General features: G+C 72.9%; 16 protein-coding genes. 3 read left to right on the top strand and 13 right to left on the bottom strand.

Going from position 1 to position 17,788, the window contains the following annotated elements; all coding sequences use genetic code 11:
* The first annotated feature begins 210 nt into the window (after window positions 1-210).
* The gene (locus ABZ573_RS29855; RefSeq protein ID WP_327029941.1) at window positions 211-1,161 is read left to right on the top strand and encodes an alpha/beta fold hydrolase; all 951 of its coding nucleotides are present in this window, start codon (window positions 211-213) and stop codon (window positions 1,159-1,161) included.
* On the opposite strand, the gene fxsT is transcribed toward ABZ573_RS29855, so the two are convergent.
* From fxsT to ABZ573_RS29790, 13 genes are all read right to left on the bottom strand, one after another.
* A complete protein-coding gene (gene fxsT, locus ABZ573_RS29850) occupies window positions 1,155-5,066 on the bottom strand; it encodes an FxSxx-COOH system tetratricopeptide repeat protein (protein WP_358122343.1) in 3,912 nt (1,303 codons plus the stop codon). The genes ABZ573_RS29855 and fxsT overlap by 7 nt on opposite strands.
* Window positions 5,063-6,274 (bottom strand): TIR-like protein FxsC, encoded by a 1,212-nt coding sequence (locus ABZ573_RS29845; protein WP_358122341.1) that lies wholly within the window; start codon window positions 6,272-6,274, stop codon window positions 5,063-5,065. Before ABZ573_RS29845 ends, fxsT begins: the two co-directional genes overlap by 4 nt.
* Entirely contained in the window at window positions 6,261-6,938 is a 678-nt protein-coding gene (locus tag ABZ573_RS29840; RefSeq protein WP_151454819.1) for a TIR-like protein FxsC, read from the bottom strand. The genes ABZ573_RS29845 and ABZ573_RS29840 overlap by 14 nt, the downstream gene beginning before the upstream one ends.
* Before the next feature lie 77 nt (window positions 6,939-7,015).
* Window positions 7,016-7,819, bottom strand: coding sequence for an AAC(3) family N-acetyltransferase (locus ABZ573_RS29835; RefSeq protein WP_225852212.1), 804 nt, complete (start codon window positions 7,817-7,819; stop codon window positions 7,016-7,018).
* Window positions 7,810-10,083, bottom strand: coding sequence for an FxsB family cyclophane-forming radical SAM/SPASM peptide maturase (locus tag ABZ573_RS29830; RefSeq protein WP_358122362.1), 2,274 nt, complete (start codon window positions 10,081-10,083; stop codon window positions 7,810-7,812). The genes ABZ573_RS29835 and ABZ573_RS29830 overlap by 10 nt, the downstream gene beginning before the upstream one ends.
* Before the next feature lie 306 nt (window positions 10,084-10,389).
* On the bottom strand, window positions 10,390-11,292 hold the full coding sequence (locus ABZ573_RS29825; RefSeq protein ID WP_327029937.1) for a DUF4231 domain-containing protein: 903 nt from the start codon (window positions 11,290-11,292) through the stop codon (window positions 10,390-10,392).
* 65 nt (window positions 11,293-11,357) lie between these two features.
* Window positions 11,358-11,807 (bottom strand): SitI3 family protein, encoded by a 450-nt coding sequence (locus ABZ573_RS29820; protein WP_358122338.1) that lies wholly within the window; start codon window positions 11,805-11,807, stop codon window positions 11,358-11,360.
* 15 nt (window positions 11,808-11,822) lie between these two features.
* On the bottom strand, window positions 11,823-12,245 hold the full coding sequence (locus tag ABZ573_RS29815) for a hypothetical protein (protein ID WP_358122360.1): 423 nt from the start codon (window positions 12,243-12,245) through the stop codon (window positions 11,823-11,825).
* Between the two features lie 188 nt (window positions 12,246-12,433).
* Window positions 12,434-12,961, bottom strand: coding sequence for a DUF6244 family protein (locus ABZ573_RS29810; RefSeq protein WP_151454823.1), 528 nt, complete (start codon window positions 12,959-12,961; stop codon window positions 12,434-12,436).
* A gap of 121 nt (window positions 12,962-13,082) precedes the next feature.
* Entirely contained in the window at window positions 13,083-13,598 is a 516-nt protein-coding gene (locus ABZ573_RS29805; protein WP_358122336.1) for a DUF6098 family protein, read from the bottom strand.
* Between the two features lie 86 nt (window positions 13,599-13,684).
* Entirely contained in the window at window positions 13,685-14,743 is a 1,059-nt protein-coding gene (gene trpS, locus ABZ573_RS29800; protein ID WP_358122334.1) for a tryptophan--tRNA ligase, read from the bottom strand.
* Between the two features lie 86 nt (window positions 14,744-14,829).
* Window positions 14,830-15,006, bottom strand: a complete 177-nt coding sequence (locus ABZ573_RS29795) for a hypothetical protein (RefSeq protein WP_192581407.1) — start codon at window positions 15,004-15,006, stop codon at window positions 14,830-14,832.
* 31 nt (window positions 15,007-15,037) lie between these two features.
* The gene (locus ABZ573_RS29790; RefSeq protein WP_327029933.1) at window positions 15,038-15,487 is read right to left on the bottom strand and encodes a PRC-barrel domain-containing protein; all 450 of its coding nucleotides are present in this window, start codon (window positions 15,485-15,487) and stop codon (window positions 15,038-15,040) included.
* 283 nt (window positions 15,488-15,770) lie between these two features.
* On the opposite strand from ABZ573_RS29790, the gene ABZ573_RS29785 reads away from it, so the two are divergent.
* Window positions 15,771-16,238: a hypothetical protein gene (locus ABZ573_RS29785; RefSeq protein WP_151454826.1), complete on the top strand. Its 468-nt coding sequence runs from the start codon at window positions 15,771-15,773 to the stop codon at window positions 16,236-16,238.
* 371 nt (window positions 16,239-16,609) lie between these two features.
* Complete coding sequence (locus tag ABZ573_RS29780) at window positions 16,610-16,873, top strand: SCO4848 family membrane protein (protein WP_151454827.1); 264 nt, start codon at window positions 16,610-16,612, stop codon at window positions 16,871-16,873.
* The last annotated feature ends 915 nt before the right edge of the window (window positions 16,874-17,788 follow it).

Genomic DNA, 17,788 nt, shown 5'->3' with positions numbered 1-17,788 from the left:
GTCCCCGGTCGAAGCGGCCGCCGGAAGTTCCAGCGGCGGCAGACCGGCGGTGTCGTTTCCGACAGATCCGGCCCCTTGTTCCCGCTCGGCATAGCGGCGCGGCGGGCCCGACCATTAGGCTCGATTGTTGAGTGGAGCCGTCCGACATCGTCTCTACTCGATGCCGGGTTGCGAGTATTGGCTGGTAGCGGCACCGAAGGGCAGGACGGAGTGACCCGAGACGGCGAGCCAGGGGCCGACTTCGCCGAACGCGAGGACAGCAGACGCGTGGCGTACGAGGTGACCGGCGCGCCCGACGGCTTCCCCGTCTTCCTGCTCCACGGCACGCCCGGCAGCCGACGTGGCCCCAAGCCGCGCGGCATCGTCCTCTACCGCATGGGTGTCCGGCTGATCGCCTACGACCGGCCCGGCTACGGCGACTCCGACCGACGGGAGAACCGCGACGTCGCCGACGCCGCCCGCGACGTCGAGGCGATCGCCGACCACCTGGGCGTGCGGGAGTTCGCGGTCGTCGGACGCTCCGGCGGCGGCCCGCACGCCCTCGCCTGCGCGGCCGATGCCCGCCTGCGCGGCAGGGTGACCCGGGTGGCGGTGCTGGTCAGTCTCGCCCCGTGGAACGCCATCGAGTTGGACTGGGTCGGCGGCATGAACACCGGCAACGTGCGCGGGTTCGGCGCCGGCAGCCCCGACACCGCCGCCGTGGTGGAGGAGATCCGCCAGCGTGCCGAGCGGGCCGCCGCGGACCCACGGCTGCTCCTCGCGGACCTGAGGACGGAGATGAGCGCGGCGGACCGGCGGGCGGTCAACGATCCGGCGCTGCGCCGGCTCATCACCGACACCTACGCGGAGGCGCTCCGCTCCGGGCCGTACGGGTGGATCGACGACGTGCTGGCGTTCCGCCGCCCCTGGGCGTTCGACCTGTCGGCGATCGACACCGCGGCGACGCCGGTCCGGCTGTGGCACGGCGCCGACGACAACTTCGCCCCGGTCAGCCACGGCCGCTGGCTGGCCGCGCAGATGCCCGGCGCCGAGATGGAGGTCCGGCCCGGGGCGGCGCACTTCGACGCGGTTGAGGAGTTGCCGCGCATCCTGCGCTGGCTCGTCGACCCCGACCCCGCGCTGAGCGCCGACCTGCTGATCGGCGCGCGGCCCGGTCAGTAGGGGTGCGGGTCGAGCACCCGCCGCACGTACCGCCCGTCGCGGAGCACCACGACACTGGGGTGGTGCTGCCCGACCCGGTTGGCGAGCCGGTCGGCGATCCGCATCCGCCCGATGCTCACCCGGCCGCCCGACAACGCCTGGTTGACGGTCTCCAGGTTGCCCCGGGCCCGCAACGTGTCGGGGTGCTCGGGCCCGAGCACCTCCGCGAGCTGCTCCACCACGGCCAGCAGCCGGTCGCGTCCCCGCTCCTGCTCCCCGGTGAGGATGGTGAAGACCGCGAGGTTGTTGGCCGCCGCCATGGTGAACGGGTGCCGGTCGCCGAGTGCGGCGAGCATCGCCGCCGCGGCCGCCTCGGTGATCGACAGGCTGGTGCCCGTGTCGCCGGCGTCCCACTGGGCCACGCCCAGGTTGACCCGGCAGACCAGCGAGTACGGGTGGTCGGCGCCGAACGCCTGGACGAACTGCTGCTCCACCTCGACCAGCTCCGCCAGGGCCTGCGCGTTCTGCCCCTGCAACATCAGGTTGGCCGTGCGGCTGAGCCGGCTGAACAGGGTGTCCGGGCTGGTCGGCCCGAGGGTGGCCAGCAGCCGCTGGTAGGTCTCGTCGAGCAACTGGGCCGCCTCGGCGATCTCCCCGGTGCTGCGCAACGACACGGCCAGGTTGGCCTGCGCGGTGAGCAGGTCACGGGACTGCTCGCCGAAGAGGTTCCGGTAGCCGGTCACCACCTCCCGTAGCAGCGCCACGGAACCCTCGTAGTCGCCGGTCTCCCGCAGGTCGCGGGCGAGGTTGTTGGCCGACACCAGGGTGTTCGGGTGCTCCGGCCCGAGGACGACCCGCTGTCGCCGGTTGGTCGCCTGGTCACCCTCGAGCGCCCGGTCGAACATGCCCATCAGCCGGTACGACACGGCCAGGTTGTTCGCCGCGGTCAGGGTCCGCCGGTGATCCTCGCCGAACACCTCGACCGATGCGGCGTACGTCCGCGAGCTGCGCTCCAGGGCCTCCCGGTAGCGGCCCAGGGTGCGCAGGTCCGCCCCGTAACCACCGGCGGTCATCAGCGTGTGCGGGTGGCTGTCGCCGATCAGCTCCTCCTGCTGGTGCAGGGTGTCCTCGTCCAGCCGGAGGGCCTCGTCGAACCGCCCGAGGCTGCGCAGCACGTTCGCCCAGTTGAACCGAAGGTGCAGCAGTTGGACGCGCAGCTTGCGGTGCTCCGTTCCGTCCGGCGGCAACTCCGCCAGCAGCGCCGACCACACGGCCTCGGTCTCCCGCGCGTACCGCTCGCCCTGCTCGTACCCGCCGCTGACGTAGATGTAGCGGACCCGGTCGATGACCAGTTGCCGGACGTCGTCGTCCCGGCAGGAGATCGCGTCGGAGCCGTCGAGGTGCGGCCAGAGCATCCGGAACCGTTGCCGGTTCGCCGGGTCCTCCACCTCACCCGGCGGTCGCGACCCGGCGAGGATCTGGTGCACCTCGTGCTTGGCCGTGACCAACTCGTCGTCGGTCATCCGGGCGCGCAGCGCGGTCTGCAACAGCCGGTGCACCTGCACGCGGTGGGCGTGCGGGTCCAGCTTGATGAGCGCGAGCTTGTTCATCCGCTGCACCAGCGTCGCCGCGATGTCACGCTCGGAGACCCGGTCGGCGACCCGCGCGGCGACGACCGGGTCGTGCGGGGCGATGACCCGCGCCACCCGGTCGCTGTAGAGCAGGTCGAGGGAGATCTCCGGGGCGAGCACCGACGCGAGTTGAAGGAGACGGTACGCCCCCGGGGAACCCTCCCGCAGCCGCTGGAGCGGGAGGTCCCAGACCTCCGTCTCCAGGCCGGTGCGGCGCAGCCCGGCCAGGTAGTCCTCGACCGGTGTGCGGGTGTCGGCCAACCACGCCCCGACCGTCGCGACGAAGATCGGCACGTTCTCCACGGCCTCGGCGACCCGCTCGGCCTCGGCGACGCTCATCAGGTGCTCGCCGAGGCGGGCGCGCAGGTGCGCCACGCTCTCCGCCCGCGCGAACTCGTCGACGTCCACCGCCCGCGCCAGGTCACCCCAGTCCGGGTTGCGGGTGGTGACCAGCACGTGTCCGTTGCCCTGCGGCAGGTAGGGCCGGACGTCCTCGTACTGGTCGGCGTTGTCGAAGATCAGCAGCCAGTGCGGCGGCGGGGTGCCGTCGGGGCGGCGCTCGGTCTGACCCAGCCGCTGCCGCAGGGCGCGGTTGGTCTCCGGGATCGTCGCCTGGCTCGGCAGGCCCAGCTCGTCGCTGAGCTCCGTCATGAGCACGTCGACGAACTGCGGCGGGTCGGCGGCGACCCACCAGATGATGTCGTACGCGCCCCGGAACCGGTGGGCGTACTCGATGGCGAGCTGCGTCTTGCCGAGACCGGGACCGCCCCGCAGGGCGACCGGGGTGCCGCTGCCGCCCGACGCCCTCAGCTCCTCACGGAGCCGGCGCAGCAGGTCCTCGCGCCCGGTGAAGCGGGCGTTGCGGGCCGGCGCGTTGAAGACCGTCGCGCGCACCCCGGGGAAGCGGGCCGGGCGCAGGCCGGCCGCGCCCACCGTGCGTCCCACCAGCTTCAGCAGGTGGGTCGCCGCGTCCTCGGCGGTGAGGTCGTGCACGGCCGTCCAACTGCCGACCGGGACGTCCGGCACGGGCGGGGTGTCGTCGACGTGCACGGCCAGCCAGCTCGGCGCGGCCCGGTCGCCACCGGTGCCGGAGCGGGCACGCCAGGCCGCCAGGTAGGCGCGGGAGACCAGCCGGACCTCGCGGAAGGCCGAGCCCGTCTGCTCGGGTGCCGGCCCGTCCAGGGAAGCGGTGACCACCCGCAGGTCCGCGGAGTTCAGCACGGCCTGCGCCCACTCCGCCCACACCTGGTCCTCGGGCACGTGCCGCAGCAGGATCAGCTCGTCCACGACCGTCGGCTTGCGTTCGAAGCGCTGCACCGTCCGGCGGCGCAGCTGGTCGTCCATCCGGGGCAGACCGGTGATCCTGCCGTTGGTGATGTGGCTGGTCAACGTCTCGTACGCGGACAGCAGGGTGGTGCGCCCGCCCGGCTCGTCGCCGAAGGTCGCCAGCGTCTCCTCGTAGGCGTAGTACGCGCGGTACGGCACCTCGACGGTGAGCCAGTAGGCCTGCCGCTCGCTGTCGGTCATGCCGCCCGGCAGGCCGGCGAACTTCTGCATGGCCAGCGACCGCCCGGCGTCCCGCTTGCCCTTCTCCCCGTCGTCGACCCGCATCGGCACGGGCAGCACCCGCCGCGCCCGACGCCCCTCGTAGTCGCGGACGCGGGCGGCCACCGCCGCGGCGCCGTCGATGCCCTGGTCGCTGAGGGTGAAGCAGTCGACCAGCACGTCGGGCAGGTGGATGGTGCAGATCTCGGCGACGTCGCTGATCCCGGTGCGGCTGTCGATCAGGGCGTAGTCGTAGTGCCGCTTCATGTCCTCGCGCAGCGCGTCGAAGAACTGCGCGCCGCCGAGCCGGTTGTAGAAGTTGTCCCAGTTCAGGCCGGTCACGCTGGTCGCGTAGTCGGGATTGTGCCGGCCGGCCAGGAGCAGGTCGAGGCTGCCGCCGCCGGGGAACTCCCAGCTCACCGAGAACGCGTACCGGTGGACCCGCGCGTACTCCCGGTGCCAGTCGCCGGGCCGGGGGTCGGCGCCGGTCTCCTCGCGCCGGCGGGCGTTCTCCCACTCGTAGTCCAGGATCAGGTCCATGACGCCGCCGGTGGTGGCGACCTGCTCCGCGTCGAGGAACGGGGCGTAGAACCGGTGCAGGCCGGGAGACTCCAGGTCCCAGTCGGCGACGAGCACCCGCTGACCGTTCGCGGCGAGGATCCAGGCGGTGTTGGCCAGCGCCATCGTGCGGCCCGTACCGCCCTTGTAGGAGTAGAAGGTGATGACCTGCCCTTCGCGCGATGGCGTCATCGCTCGTCCTTCCCTCGCGTCGTGTCGAACGGCCGCACCGGCGGCAGGCTCGCGCCGGACCCGGGCGGCCCGTCGAAGGGCCGGGCCGGGCGCAGGCTCGGTCTCGGGGTGACCGGGCCGTCCGGCGGGTCGACCGGACCGTACCGGAGGAACTGCTTGCGGGCCTCGGTCACCAGCAGCGGGGTGCAGCGCTCGAACTCGTCGATCGCGCGTACCGGCATGACCCGGGGGAACCCGGCGGCCTGCAACGCTTCGGAAACCGACTCGGGTGCCGTCGCGCCACGCTCGTGACCGGCGGCGATGACCAGCGGGACGACCCAGCGGGGCAGGTCGTCCAGCGCCGATCGGATGGCGGCGGCACCGGCCGCGGCGTCCACCAGCACGACGGTGGGGCTCCGCGGCGCCAGGGCCCGGGCCGCCGCCAGGTCGACGACCCGGGTGGGCAGGCCGAGCCGCTCGGCGGTCGCGGCGACGTGGTCGGCCACGGCCAGCTCGTGCTGCCCCGCGTAGGGCCGCCACCGTGCGTGGTCGGTGAGGGTGGTGACCACCAGCGCCGGGCCGACGCTGTCAGGCACCGGGTGGCTGGACAGCGTCGTCGCCCGGGACCGGGCCAGCGGCTGCGTCTCGGTCACCGTGACGATCTGCTTCGCCAGCGCCTCGAGGACCCGCCGGTAGAGGTCGTGGTAGGCGCTGAGCTTGCAGAGGGCGCGCAGGCCGTTCTCGGCGTAGTCGGCCCGGTCGCCGGCGTCCGGAACCAGGTCGAGGGCCCGGGTCGTCTCCGGCCGCTCGCCCCGGGACGGCAGCGGCAGCCACAGCACCGGCACCAGGTGCCGTTCGGCCTGCGCCGGGGTGAGCCGGGTGAGTCGGCTGCGGAACGACTCGCGTTCGCCCAGCGCCCACGCGTTGCGGAAGTAGTTCGGTGAGTGCAGCGGCACGAAGACGTGCGCGAGGCTGAGCGCGTCGGTGAGCGTCTGCCTGAGGTCGGCTCCCGGGTTGACCTGGCCGTCGAAGAAGCCGGCGTCGAGGTCGCGGCTCCTCGTGGCAGCGTGCCGGACGGCGGTGGCCAGGTCGTTGAAGAACCGGTTGACCCAGTAGTCGGTGTCCGGCCGGACACCGGCCGACAGCGGCACCGAGTGGGCGTAGCTCAGGAAGAAGTAGGTCTCCCGGCGGGATGCGCCCCGGGGCGGAACGGGGTCAGACCACGTCATGTCCGCCCTCCTCGAACGTGGTGCGCAACTGCCGCACGTCGGTCGGGACCTGTGCCTGCACCCAGTGCGTCCGATAGGCCCGGGCGACCCGCTGCGCCAGCCGCCAGACCACCGCGTCGTAGGCGGCCTTGCCGGTGTCGCCGAGGCTCAGTAGACCGTAGATGCCCTCTTCGTGGTATTGCGGAGCGATCTCCGGGGGCAGCCGGGTGGGGGTGAACATCTGCCTCCGCGACACGGCCGCCGGCAGCCGGCGACGCTCCACCAGGGACCAGTTGACCGGGATGACCGGCGTCTCCCCCGCCGACGGCTCGGCACCCGGCCGGGTCAGTATCGGCCGGCGGGTGAACGCGTCCCACTCGCGGGCACACCAGTCGCTGTTGAGGTAGTGAGTGGAGATCAACGGGATGAAGACCTGGCAGTGCCCGGCGGCAAAGGCCAGGTCGTCGGTCCATACCTGCCCGCCGTCGAGCATCCGGTCCATGAATCCGGCCGTGCGCCCCGGGCCGAGGCCGAGCAGCTCGACGACATGGTCGGAGAGGTCGACGAAGAGCTGGAAGACCTTCTGGTTGGTGTCCCGGGGCGCCGCGACCTGGTTCTTCTTGTGGGCATAGCTGAGAAAGAACACGGGGGCGCTCTCGTCCTCCCAGAGCGTGCCCTCTGTCAACTGAGGCTCCCGACCGGTGCGGCGACTCCCGACCGTCCACAGTATCGACCGTGGCCAACCCTCCGCTGCCCCGCTCGTCACCGCCGGTGCTCATCCATCCACCCCCGGGCGAAGTCGACGGCCACCCGAAGGTCCGTGAGCCGGCAGTCGGCGCCGCCGACCGGCCCGCGCCGCACCGCGCCGGCCTCCGTCAGTGCCCGGCCGATCAGCGGAAAGTCGGTGTCGTGGAGATCGAGGGCCTGGAAGTCGTGCCGGACCCGCCGCCCGGCGGCGTCGCGCACGTAGCACCGGTACGCCCGGTCGACCGGCGGGCGGCGCAGCCGGTACTCGGCCAGGTGGAACGCCGTGCAGACCGACCAGTCGACGCCGAGCAGCAGCACCACGGCGTCGGCGGCGTGGAGCGCGCCGAGGGGTGAGCGTTCGCCGAGGTGGCAGTCGAGGTCGTGGACGGCGGTCAGCCGGGCCGCGTCGGGGCCGAGGGCGGCGAAGGAGGTCTGCGGGTGGTGGCTCCGGCACGCCCCGGGCTGCCGGCGTACGTGCTCGGCGAAGACCCCCATGCCCTCGGCGGGGCTGCGCTCCGGGTCGAACGGCACGATGGCCGCCTCCGCCGCCGCGACTCCGGCGGGGCCCGAGCCGGCGGTCGCCGCCCGGAACGCCCGCGAGGTGGTGGAGTTACCGGCCGTCTGCGCCGGTACGACCACCGTGCCCGCTCCGCCCAGCACGTCCCGCAGGGCGGCCAGCAGCGTGGCGGGGCCGCCCGCCACCCGACCGACGCGGGACAGGGCGCAGTGCACCAGCACGGTGGACCCCGGCCGCAGTCCCAGCGCGCGCAGGTCCGCCGTCAGCGTGGCCCGCCGGAGCGGGCCGGCGGTCACGGCCACGTGTCCACGGTGGCGCGCATCCCCCCGACGAACCGCTCGCCGGCGGCGGTCAGGACGCCGAGGTCGAGCAGGGCGTCGAGGGCCCCGTCGGTCCAGTCCCGGTAGCGGCGGAAATGGTCCCCGGCGGCCGGCCCGGGGCGGTGGCGCCACACGTCGGCGACGGCCAGATGGGCGTAGACGCCGTGCAGCACGCCCTCCACCGGGCGCGGGTCGTCCCGCCACGGCACGCGCAGCGTCCGGGTGTCGTCGCGGTCGAACAGGTCGCAGACGTCCAGCACCGCGCTGAGCTTGAGGTGCTGCACCTCGTGCACGAGCAGCACGGCGAGGGTGGCGTCGTCGGGTACGGCCGTGACGGCCACCGCGCCGAAGGCGACGCCGGCGGCGGCACTGCGGAACCGGCCGGTCGGCTCCGCGCGCAGCGGCACGACGGCCCGCAGCAGGGTGCGTACGCCCGCCGTGTAGCTGGTGGCCTCGGCGTCGATCCGCCGCACCGCCCCCTCCAGCCGCCGCGTCCACCCCAGCGCGGCGGCGCCGGACAGCCGCGGCTCGACCGGCAGGTCGTAGCCGTTCCGGTGCGGATCGGTGTCCTCCAACAGCAGCCGGTTCCCGCCGAGACGGACGGCACGCACCGGCAGCCAGCCGTCCGGCCCGTCCTTTCGGGCCGGGTCGCCGTCGTGGCCCGGGAGGACGGCGATCCGCCGGCCGGCGAGCCGGACGTCGCCGTCGTCGACGACGAGCCTGACGACGCCCCGCTCGGCACCGACCGCGAGCGCGCCGAGCGTCGGCAGGCTGACCACCCCGTCGCGCACCGGGACGGGCAGGTCGGCCCGGACCCGGGCGCGGACGGCGGCGGCCGCCGCCACGCAGGCCAGGTAGGACAGCTCCGCCGTCCCGTCCCGGCAGCGCCGTGCCCAACGGCGCACGAAGGGGTGGGCCAGCACGGCGCGGACGGCGTCGGGATGCGCGTCGTCCAGGTGGACCAGCAGCCGCCAGCCCTCGGCCGCCACCGGGTCGCCCGCGGCCCGCTCGCTGAGCGCGACCAGCAGGGCGCGCACCAGCGCCAGGTGGACGGCGGCGAGCTGCGCGGCCGAGCCCGCCGCGCCCGCGCCGGTCGCCAGGTCGTCGAGGACGCGCGGGTGGAGCGAGTCGGTGGGCCGGTCGGGTTCGTCGGCGACCGGGGCCGCCGTCACCACCCGGACGAGTTCCAGCAGGTCCGGGCAGTAGACGGACGGGTTGTCGAAGCCGTCCCCGGCGCGGTACCGGTGGGCGTAGAGCCCGCCGCCGCAGTGCCCGACCACCGGGCACGCGCGGCAGGTCGCGCAGAGACCGTCGAGACCGGTCTGCCGTACGGCGATCCCCGGGTGGGCCGCGGCGTCGTCCACCCGGTGGCGGAAGACGTCCAGGCCGGTGGCCGCGGCGCCGTCGAAGGCGGACTTGAGCGAGTCGACCTGCTCGAAGGTGCCGTCGGTCTCGACGACGACCAGGTCGGCCGGGCCGAGCCCGACCGCCTCGCTGCGGCTGCCGTGCCCGGACGCGGTGGAGAGCAGGGACTCCAGCAGGCGGATCGGCACCGGACGCCCGTCGGCCAGCCACCGCCGGTGGACGGCCAGCAGCCAGTCGGCGTACGGAGTGGCGGGGCCGTCGGGCCGGGCGGGCGGGTTGTCCCAGTTGGCATGCGGCAGCAGGAAGTCGACGTGCGGAGGCTCCTCGGCCAGCAGCGCCTCGTACACCCGGATCGGGTCGTTGGCGAGGTCGACGGTGCAGAGGATGCCCGCGTAGCTGCTGCGGTACGCGGGGCTGCGCAGCAGCGACAGCGCCCGCAGCACCTGGCGGTGGCTGCTCGACCCGTTGGCGTGGCGGCGGTGCCGGTCGTTGGCGGCCCGGTCGCCGTCGAGCGAGATCCCCACCTTGACGTCGTGGGTGACCAGCACGTCGCAGGTCGCCGGGGTGAGCAGCACACCGTTGGACTGCATCCGCAGGTCGAGGCGGGCCACCGGGCCGATGACGCGCCGCAGGGTGCCGGCAGTGGAGTCGAGCCGGGCGGCGCCGGCGAGCAGGGGCTCGCCGCCGTGCAGGACCACCCGTACGGCGTCGAGCCGGTGCGCCGCCGCGTGCTCCGCGATCCGCTCCGCGACCGCCGCCACCGTGGCGGAGGCCATCACCCGGGGCTGGCGCCGCCAGGACTGGTCGGGGTGCTCGTAGACGTAGCAGTGGTCGCAGGCGAGGTCGCAGCGGCTGACCAGCTTCAGCACGTACTGCGTCAGCGGGGCGACCTGCCCGGTCGGCTGCCCGTCCGGCTCAGATCGCAGAGCTGAACGCCGCGACGTCGACACGCGCCGGACGATCCTCCCTCCGGCCGGCCACGCGCGCGACGGACCGGGCCCGGTCGAGGGAGATCCGGCCGAGCGGGGTACGCCGGAGGTCGTCCAGTGGCGGCGCGGTCGGATCGGGCTGGCGTGCGGTGCGATCCACGTCGGTTCCCCCATTTGGAGTCGGGAGTGGACGGACGACCGCCCACGACGACGGTCAACGACGACTATCGACGATGCTATATGGCACAACCAGTGATGTCACGGCTGCGCAGCGCCATCCTGCTCGATCATCTTTGCCATCCAGCCCTCGTTGGACAGCGAGATGATGCGCTCCGCCTCGGCGACGAACGCGTCGTCGCCGGCCCAGCCCAGCCCGGCCTCGCGGGCCGTGCGCAGCCGGGTCAGCTGGTCGGCGGTGCGGGCGTACTCGATCTGGTGGTGCTCGTACTGCTGGGCTGAGCCGTAGCCGACCAGCGCCGTGGTCACGGCCGCCGCGACACCGATCCAGGCGGTGAGGCCGAGGTTGTCGCCGAGCACCCCGACCGTCGCGGAGACCAGGGCGGCGGCGATCGTGAGCCCCGTCGCCGCGTACCGGACCCGCCGCGCGGCGCGGGCCATCCGGCGGGCCGCCGGCAGGTAGTAGCCGTCGACCTGCCGCTGCAACCGTTCCGTCACGTACGTCGCCACGTCCGAGACGGCTGGCAGCGGACGGTCGGCCGGCGGCGCGTCCAGGGTGCGGCCGACCAGGTCGCCGGCGTCGTCCATGAGCGCGTCGAACCGGCCGAGCAGGACGGCGTCCCGGTCCGCGCCGCCGAACGGGGCGACCCCGGCGAGGTAGCGGTAGGTGTCCGCCTTCAGCGCCTCGGAGACCGAGCGGAGCCGGGTCCACGCGTGCACCGCCTCCCGGGAGGACCACCGGGCCGCCAGCGGCACCACGAGCAGCGCCGCCGCCGCGACGATCGCGAGCGCCCGCCCCACACCGGGGTGGGCGTGCCCGAGCTGGTTGGCGAGGGTGCCGCACACGGCGGCCCCCACGGTGAGCGCGGCGATGGTCAACCGCGCACGGGTGATCGCACGCTTGGCCTCACCGGACGCCCGTGACCAGGCAGCCTGCCGCTGCCAGATCGTCGCGACCGCTGCCGGGACATCGAAGTTCGCCACGATCCGATGGTAGGGCGGCCGCGCCCGCGCCAGGGGGACCCGAAGCGGCCGTTGCGATCCGCGGTTCAGCGGGGCAGGACGCTGTCGTACGCCTCGTCGTACCAGTCGGCCTCGTTGTGCCGGCGGATCACGCCGTCGAACCGGGTCAGCATCAGCCAGTTGTCGTTGAGCACCAACGCCGCGTCCTCCGGCCGGCTGGCCAGCACCCGGCCCACGGTCCGCAGCATGTGCGGCCTGCCCTTCTCCGTCAGCGTGTCCTTGCGCATGTGGAAGCCGATGTCGACGTAGGTCTCCGGCTCCCACTCCCACTGGACGCCACCGTCATCTTCCGCGCCGTAGTACCCGTGGCTGCCCGACGTGATGCTGACGACGTACCCGCACTCCTCGTTCAGGTTGGCACTGAGCAGGCGGTTCCCGGCCGGCGTGGGTGTCTCGGCGGCACCCGGAGCGGCGAGTTCGGCCACGAGCTCCAACGGGATGTCACCGGCCAGCGTCAGTCGGTAGGTGATGGACATGTGTGGCGCCTTCCCTCAGTTCCGCCGGACGATTTCGACGATCGTGCCGTTCCGTGTGACCGCCACCAGTTCCTCCAACGCTGGTACCGGCCAGTCGTCGAACTGCTTCTGCAGGGCAGCGAGGTCCCCCCGCCAATCCTGGAGGTTCAGCACCACGCGCTGCGTCTGGGCGTCCGTGATCTTCCTCGTGACCGCGCTTCCGATGGCTCGGACCGGGGTGGTGGGACCGGGAGAGTAGCAATCGAAGATGAGCCCTTCGATCAGGTAATCCGGCGACCTTTCCGGATCGACGACGTCGCCGGTGTTCCGCCGGGCTGTTGCGATCTCCTGTTTCGTCGGGTTCTGGTGCACCCGGTAGCCCTGGTGGGCAATCTTGTCGGCGGTCTCGTTCTCCAGTTCCAGGCTGCGGCGTTCCGTTGGTCTCTCCTTCGCCGGGATTCGGGTGCGTGGTCCGGTCGGTGCGCCGCCGAGGGAGCCGGTGGCGGGCCTGGTCCAGAACGCAAGACCGGGTGTGGGGCCCTCGTGCCCGGCGTCGTGGTCGGCGGTGTCGGTGTCGTCCGCCGGGGAGGCGTTGGGGGCGGGTGCTGTGACGGTCGGGCTGGACGGTGTGGTGCCGCCAGCCCCGGTCAGTTTCCCGCCGACCCCAGCTGTCGGGCCTCGGCGATCGCCGTCTCGACCGCCTGCCGGGCGCTGGCGGTGCGTTGGGCGACCAGGCTCAGGACCTGCGTGATGCTCTCCAGGGACTGCACGAGAGGGCCCGGTTGGCCGCCGTGCAGGACGGTGGTGACGAGTTGTCGTGTCTCGCGGACCTGCGCGATCGTGGCGGCGGCGGTGTCGCGGATGCCGTCGCACGCGTTGTGCACCGGTGCCAGGCCGGTGATCGTCTCGTGCGGGCTGGCCTCCTGCGGGACGGCCGCGGTGGCCTTCGTGGCCTCGCCGATGGTGGTCGCGAGGCTGCCCAGGCTGCCCCGGACGGCCGAGATGCCGTCGCGTACCCGGATCACGCCCGCCGCCACGGCGGCGAAGCCGGCGCCGGCGGCGCGCAGGGCGACCTCCTGCGCCTGGTTGTCGGCGGCGGACGCCAGCGCCTGCGCCCTGTCGACGCCGGTCGTCAAGGCGCGCAGTTCCCCGGTGATCTTCTCGATGTGCGACACGCGGCCGACTTCCCCCGATCGACGACAGTGAGATACCCGAAGCTGAAACCTAGCGACCCGCGCCCCCGGGCCGCCAGACCCTCCGGGGCGGTGGGGGAGGCCGACCTGGTCGCGGGGCGGATCAGTCGGCCCGGTGCAGCGGTCCCCACTCCGTCGACGCCTGCGCCTCGACGACCCGGTCCGCCTCCCGCAGCGCCCGCTCCGACACCCACGCGACCGGCCGGCGGCACCGCACCAGCGGCTCGTTGTCCGGGCCCCGGCCGCGCTGCTCGCCGGCCAGCACCCAGGGACGTACGCCCGGGCCGCGTAGCCGACGCAGGTGGCAGTAGTCGTAGAGCCGGCGGGCCACCCACAGCCGCAGCGGCCGATCGCCCCACCACGACTCGACGGCGAGCGGATTGGCGGAGAGGCCGGGCAGGCCGATGCCGGTCAGCGCGTCCTTGCTGGACTGCCCCGACCCGTGCTCGCCGGACAGGTCGACGCCCGGCCCGCGGGACCACCGGACGTACAGCTGCTCACCCGGGGCCGCCTTGCGCAGCAGGTCGACGAGCTGGTCCAGCTCGTCGACGACCGGCAGCACCGCCTCGTACCGGACCACGCCCATGGTGTTCCAGTTGCCCCGCCCGGAGCCACTCATTCATCCCGCTGCGACCGCTCCGCACGAACCGGCCCGGTGCCGGAGCTCATTCCCCGTCCCGGGCCGGTCGCCGGTCGTACGACCGCTCAGGCCGGCGTGGCCGTGGCCTTGCGGTGCCGCTCGGCCCGGCGGCGCACCTGCGTGTACGCGCTGGTCAGCCCCATCGCCCGGCGGACCTCGACGAGCGTCTGCCGCACCTCGTGGCGGGTCCGCTCCGTGCCCTCGAAGATCAACTGGTCGACCAGCCCGGGCTCGGCCTCGATCCGGGCCCGGCGTTCCCGGATCGGGTCCAGGAACCGGTCGAGCGCGACGACCAGTTTCTCCTTCACCTCCACGTCGCCGACCCGCCCGGCCTGGTAGCGCTCCTTGAGGTCGTCGACCTGCGCCCGATCGGGGTTGAAGATGTCGTGGTACGCGAAGACCGGGTTCCCCTCGACGGTGCCGGGCACGTCGGCGCGGATCCGGTTCGGGTCGGTGTACATGCCCAGCACCGCGCGGCGGACCGTCGCCGGATCGGCGGAGAGCGCGATCGCGTTGCCCAGGCTCTTGCTCATCTTCGCCCGGCCGTCCGTGCCGACCAGGGTGGGCGTCTCGGACGCGATCGTCTCCGGCACGGGGAACACCTCCCCGTAGAGGTGGTTGAAGCGCCGGGCGATCTCCCGCGTCACCTCCACGTGCGCCGCGTTGTCCTTGCCGACCGGTACGACCTGCCCCTTGACGCAGAGGATGTCGGCGGCCTGGAGCACCGGGTACCCGAGCAGGCCGTAGGGCATCTCCTCCTTGCCGGCGTCGCGGGCCATGTCCTTGAGCGAGGGCACGCGTTCCAGCCGGGGCACCGTGACCAGGTTCTGGAAGAGGGTGTTCAGGTCGCCGACCTCCGGGATGGCCGACTGGAGGTAGAAGGTGGCGCGCTGCGGGTCGACGCCGGCGGCCAGGATGTCGGTGACCATCTCCCGGGCGTTGCCGGCGACCCGCTCGATGTCCTCGCGGGTGTTCCGCGTGGTGAGCATGTGCAGATCGGCGATGATGAAGAAGCTCTCGTAGCGCTGGTGCAGCCGCACCCGGTTGGCGATGCTGCCGACGTAGTGGCCGAGGTGCAGCCGCCCGGTGGGGCGGTCCCCGGTGAGCATCCGTGCAACGGACATGGTGGTACGCCTTTCGTGCCTGGTGGACGAGGTGTGCGCGGGCGCGCGTCGACCGGGGATGTCATCCCGGGTCGGTCAGGGTCGGCTCAGTGAGCCGAACGCCATCGCGCGCCGTCGCGGAACCGCAGTCCACCGGCACGAAGTACGTCGATCATCCGCTCGCGGCCGTCGTCGGAGCGGGTCGGAGAGATGGTCACGACACCGAGCGGGAGGCCGTCGACCAGGTCGACGACCTCCGGCGCGTAGCTGATCGGCCGGACCATGTCCCCACCGTAGCGGGTCCGGCCTGCCCGCTCAGCCCTGCCGGTAGCTGTCCCGGTAGTAGTCGCCGATCCGGTCCCGGTAACCGGGCTCGCCGTAGGCATCCGCGTCGAAGGCCGGTGACTCCTTGACCTGGTCGCGGGTGCGGTCCACGTGCACCGTGCGGTCCAGGTGGTCGACCCGCGTCACAGTGCCGGCCGGCAGCAGGACCTTGCGGCCGAAGATCCACGGCCCGGTGTCCACCACCAGCCAGCGGGCGTCGGTGTCGTCGCTGGCCTCGTCGACCGAGCCGATCCGCCCGTCGGTGGCCTCCACGCGGTAGCCGACCAGGTCGAGCGGGGTGCCGGGGCCGGGGGCGTCGGGTCCGTCGCCGCCGGGCTCCGGCCCGTCCGGCGGGGCGGAGTCGGGGCTGGCTCCGGAGTACCCGCCGGCGAGGGCGGACGGGTCGCGCCAGGTCCAGGGGTTGAATGTCGACGGCTGCACGGGTCACCTCCGATGACGGTCTGCGCCGGTCCCCAAGTCAGTGCCCCGCCCGCGCTCCCGGGAAACAACACGGCAATTTTCGGTTCACTGAAATTTCTCGGTGCGAAGTACGTCATATTCGCCGACCGTCGATGAATGGCGCGCTGTGCCGCAGGTGGCGGCGACGGGAAAGGGGCCGCGCACATCCGCCGGGGATGCGGAGTGTCCAGTCGGCACATTCGTTCGGTCAACCGGGCCGACCATTCTGGTGACGCATCTGTCGCAGAGGAAAAGGGGGACACGGATGTACCGCACCATTCGTCGGCTCGGGGTCGTGCTCGTCGTCGCGGTCGGGCTCGTCGCCGGGGCCGGCGCCGCCGCCCAGGCGGCCGTCGTCAACCCGGTCACGCCGCAGTCTCTCTGCGGGCTCGGATACACGGTCGTGGACCAGGACCCGATCCGGCACGCGGAGACCGGCGTCCGGCTCGGCACCGTGTACCTGCTGCACAACGCGATGGTCGGCTACGGCTGCACGGTCACCGTCAAGTCCGCCTACATGGGGACGCTGACCCGCACCCAGGTCTACCTCGCCGCCCAGTACCTGCCCACCCAGACCGACGACGGCGACAAGCTCTGGGCGGCCGGGCCCGCCCGGGCGTACGTCAGGGGCGGTTGCATCATCTGGGGCGGTTTCATGGCCGACCCGAGCGGCACGATCCATTACCACGACCGGGCGAACCCCGCGATCGGCGGCATCGGCACCTGCTTCTGACGGTGTGTTCGGGAGGTCCGCGATCATGCGGGCCTCCCGTTTCCGGGGGAGCCGTGCGAAACGCCCACCGCAGTTTCGGAATGGCACAAGGAAACGCGTTACTGCTCACCGTTCTCTTCGGCTTTCGGTAGGTCCACGTGCACGGGGGAGCCGCCCGACGGACGGGCCGCCAGTGCGGCTACGGCTCGCACCAGCTCCCGGCCGCCGAGGCACTGCCCGTCAAGCCGCACGACATACGGAAGCGCTGCGCCGCGCTCCCGGCTTGAGCGCACGGCACGGCGCCGGCGGCGGCAGGTCCCCGGCGGTGGCAGGTCCCCTGACCTGCGCCTCCACCGCTGGCCCGTCAGCTCGCGCTGGCATACTCGGCAGCCATGGTGCTGTCGCGCGGCTGGGCGCTCTTCCTCACCGGGGTCGGAATCTGGACCTGGGTGATCTGGCCGAGGTTCGCCGTCGCCATCTGGAAGGACCCGCGGGCCTGGTCCACGGGCAGGGTCGGGGAGTTCCCGGCCACCGGCTTCCTCTGGATCCACGCTCTGCTGATCGCGGCGTCTCTGCTCATCGGCACCACTGTCGGTGTGCTCGGCGTCCGAGCCTGGCGGGCGGCCGGCCGGCGCGCCGACCGTCAGGCACCCTGACGGACGCTCCACCGTCACCGGGCTGCCGCACGGGCCCCCGAGGTCCATCGCTACCGATCTGCTCCACCGGGCCCCCGAGGTCAACTGCCACCAGGCTGCTCCACCGCACACCAGAGTTCCGCGACACGCCGCGCCACATTCACTGCCACCAGGCCGCTCCAGGGTCGTGGGGGATGCCGCGGTGCCTGGCGCGCTGACACCTCCGCCGGCACCCTGCGGCAGGCATGTGCGGATGAGGCGTGACTGCGACGGATACGGGCGTTCGGAAGGTGGCGGTGCTGCCCCGTGGCGGTGGCGCCTTGGCTGCCGGGCGAAGCGGCAAGGTGCCCTGGTTGCCGGGGGACAAGCGCCGCACCGGCGCTGAGCAGGCGATATAGCGAGCGGGAAATGATGTGACCGGGGACGCTACCCCCGGATTTGACGTTCAAACCCGCAGACGCGTAACTTTCTCTCTGCCAGCGCGGAACGGGGCAAACAGGGCGAAAGTCCTGAGGCGCCGAACCGAACTGGCCCGGGTCGGACGGGATCGAATCCTTGGACGACGCGGCCCCGGGCGGGGCTCACCGGATCTGCCGCGAGGCGGATTTGGTGCAGCGAAGCCGACCGGGTAAGGTTCACGGCCGGCAGGGATCCGGGCGAGCTCGCGGGAAACCGCAGAGCGGCCGGTCTGCCAAATCCGATGATCAACGCGGCGGTTCGTTGCTGCGTGCGCTCGTCGGAGCCAACCCGTACGAAGCACGACAGACCGGAACAAACGGTTTGACACGGCGAAGACGGTGAGGTAACGTAGTAAAAGTGCCCGGCGCGAGAGCGCCGGACACGGTGAACGAAATGCCCCGGGTCGGGTGCTCCACGGTGTGGGGTTTCTGGGCGGTGTGTGGTTGTTCTTTGAGAACTCAACAGGGTGCTTGATAA

This window comes from Micromonospora sp. NPDC007220, from assembly GCF_040634035.1.
GTDB classification, from domain to species: Bacteria; Actinomycetota; Actinomycetes; order Mycobacteriales; family Micromonosporaceae; genus Micromonospora; species Micromonospora reichwaldensis.
This window is presented reverse-complemented; position numbering and strand designations above follow the sequence as displayed.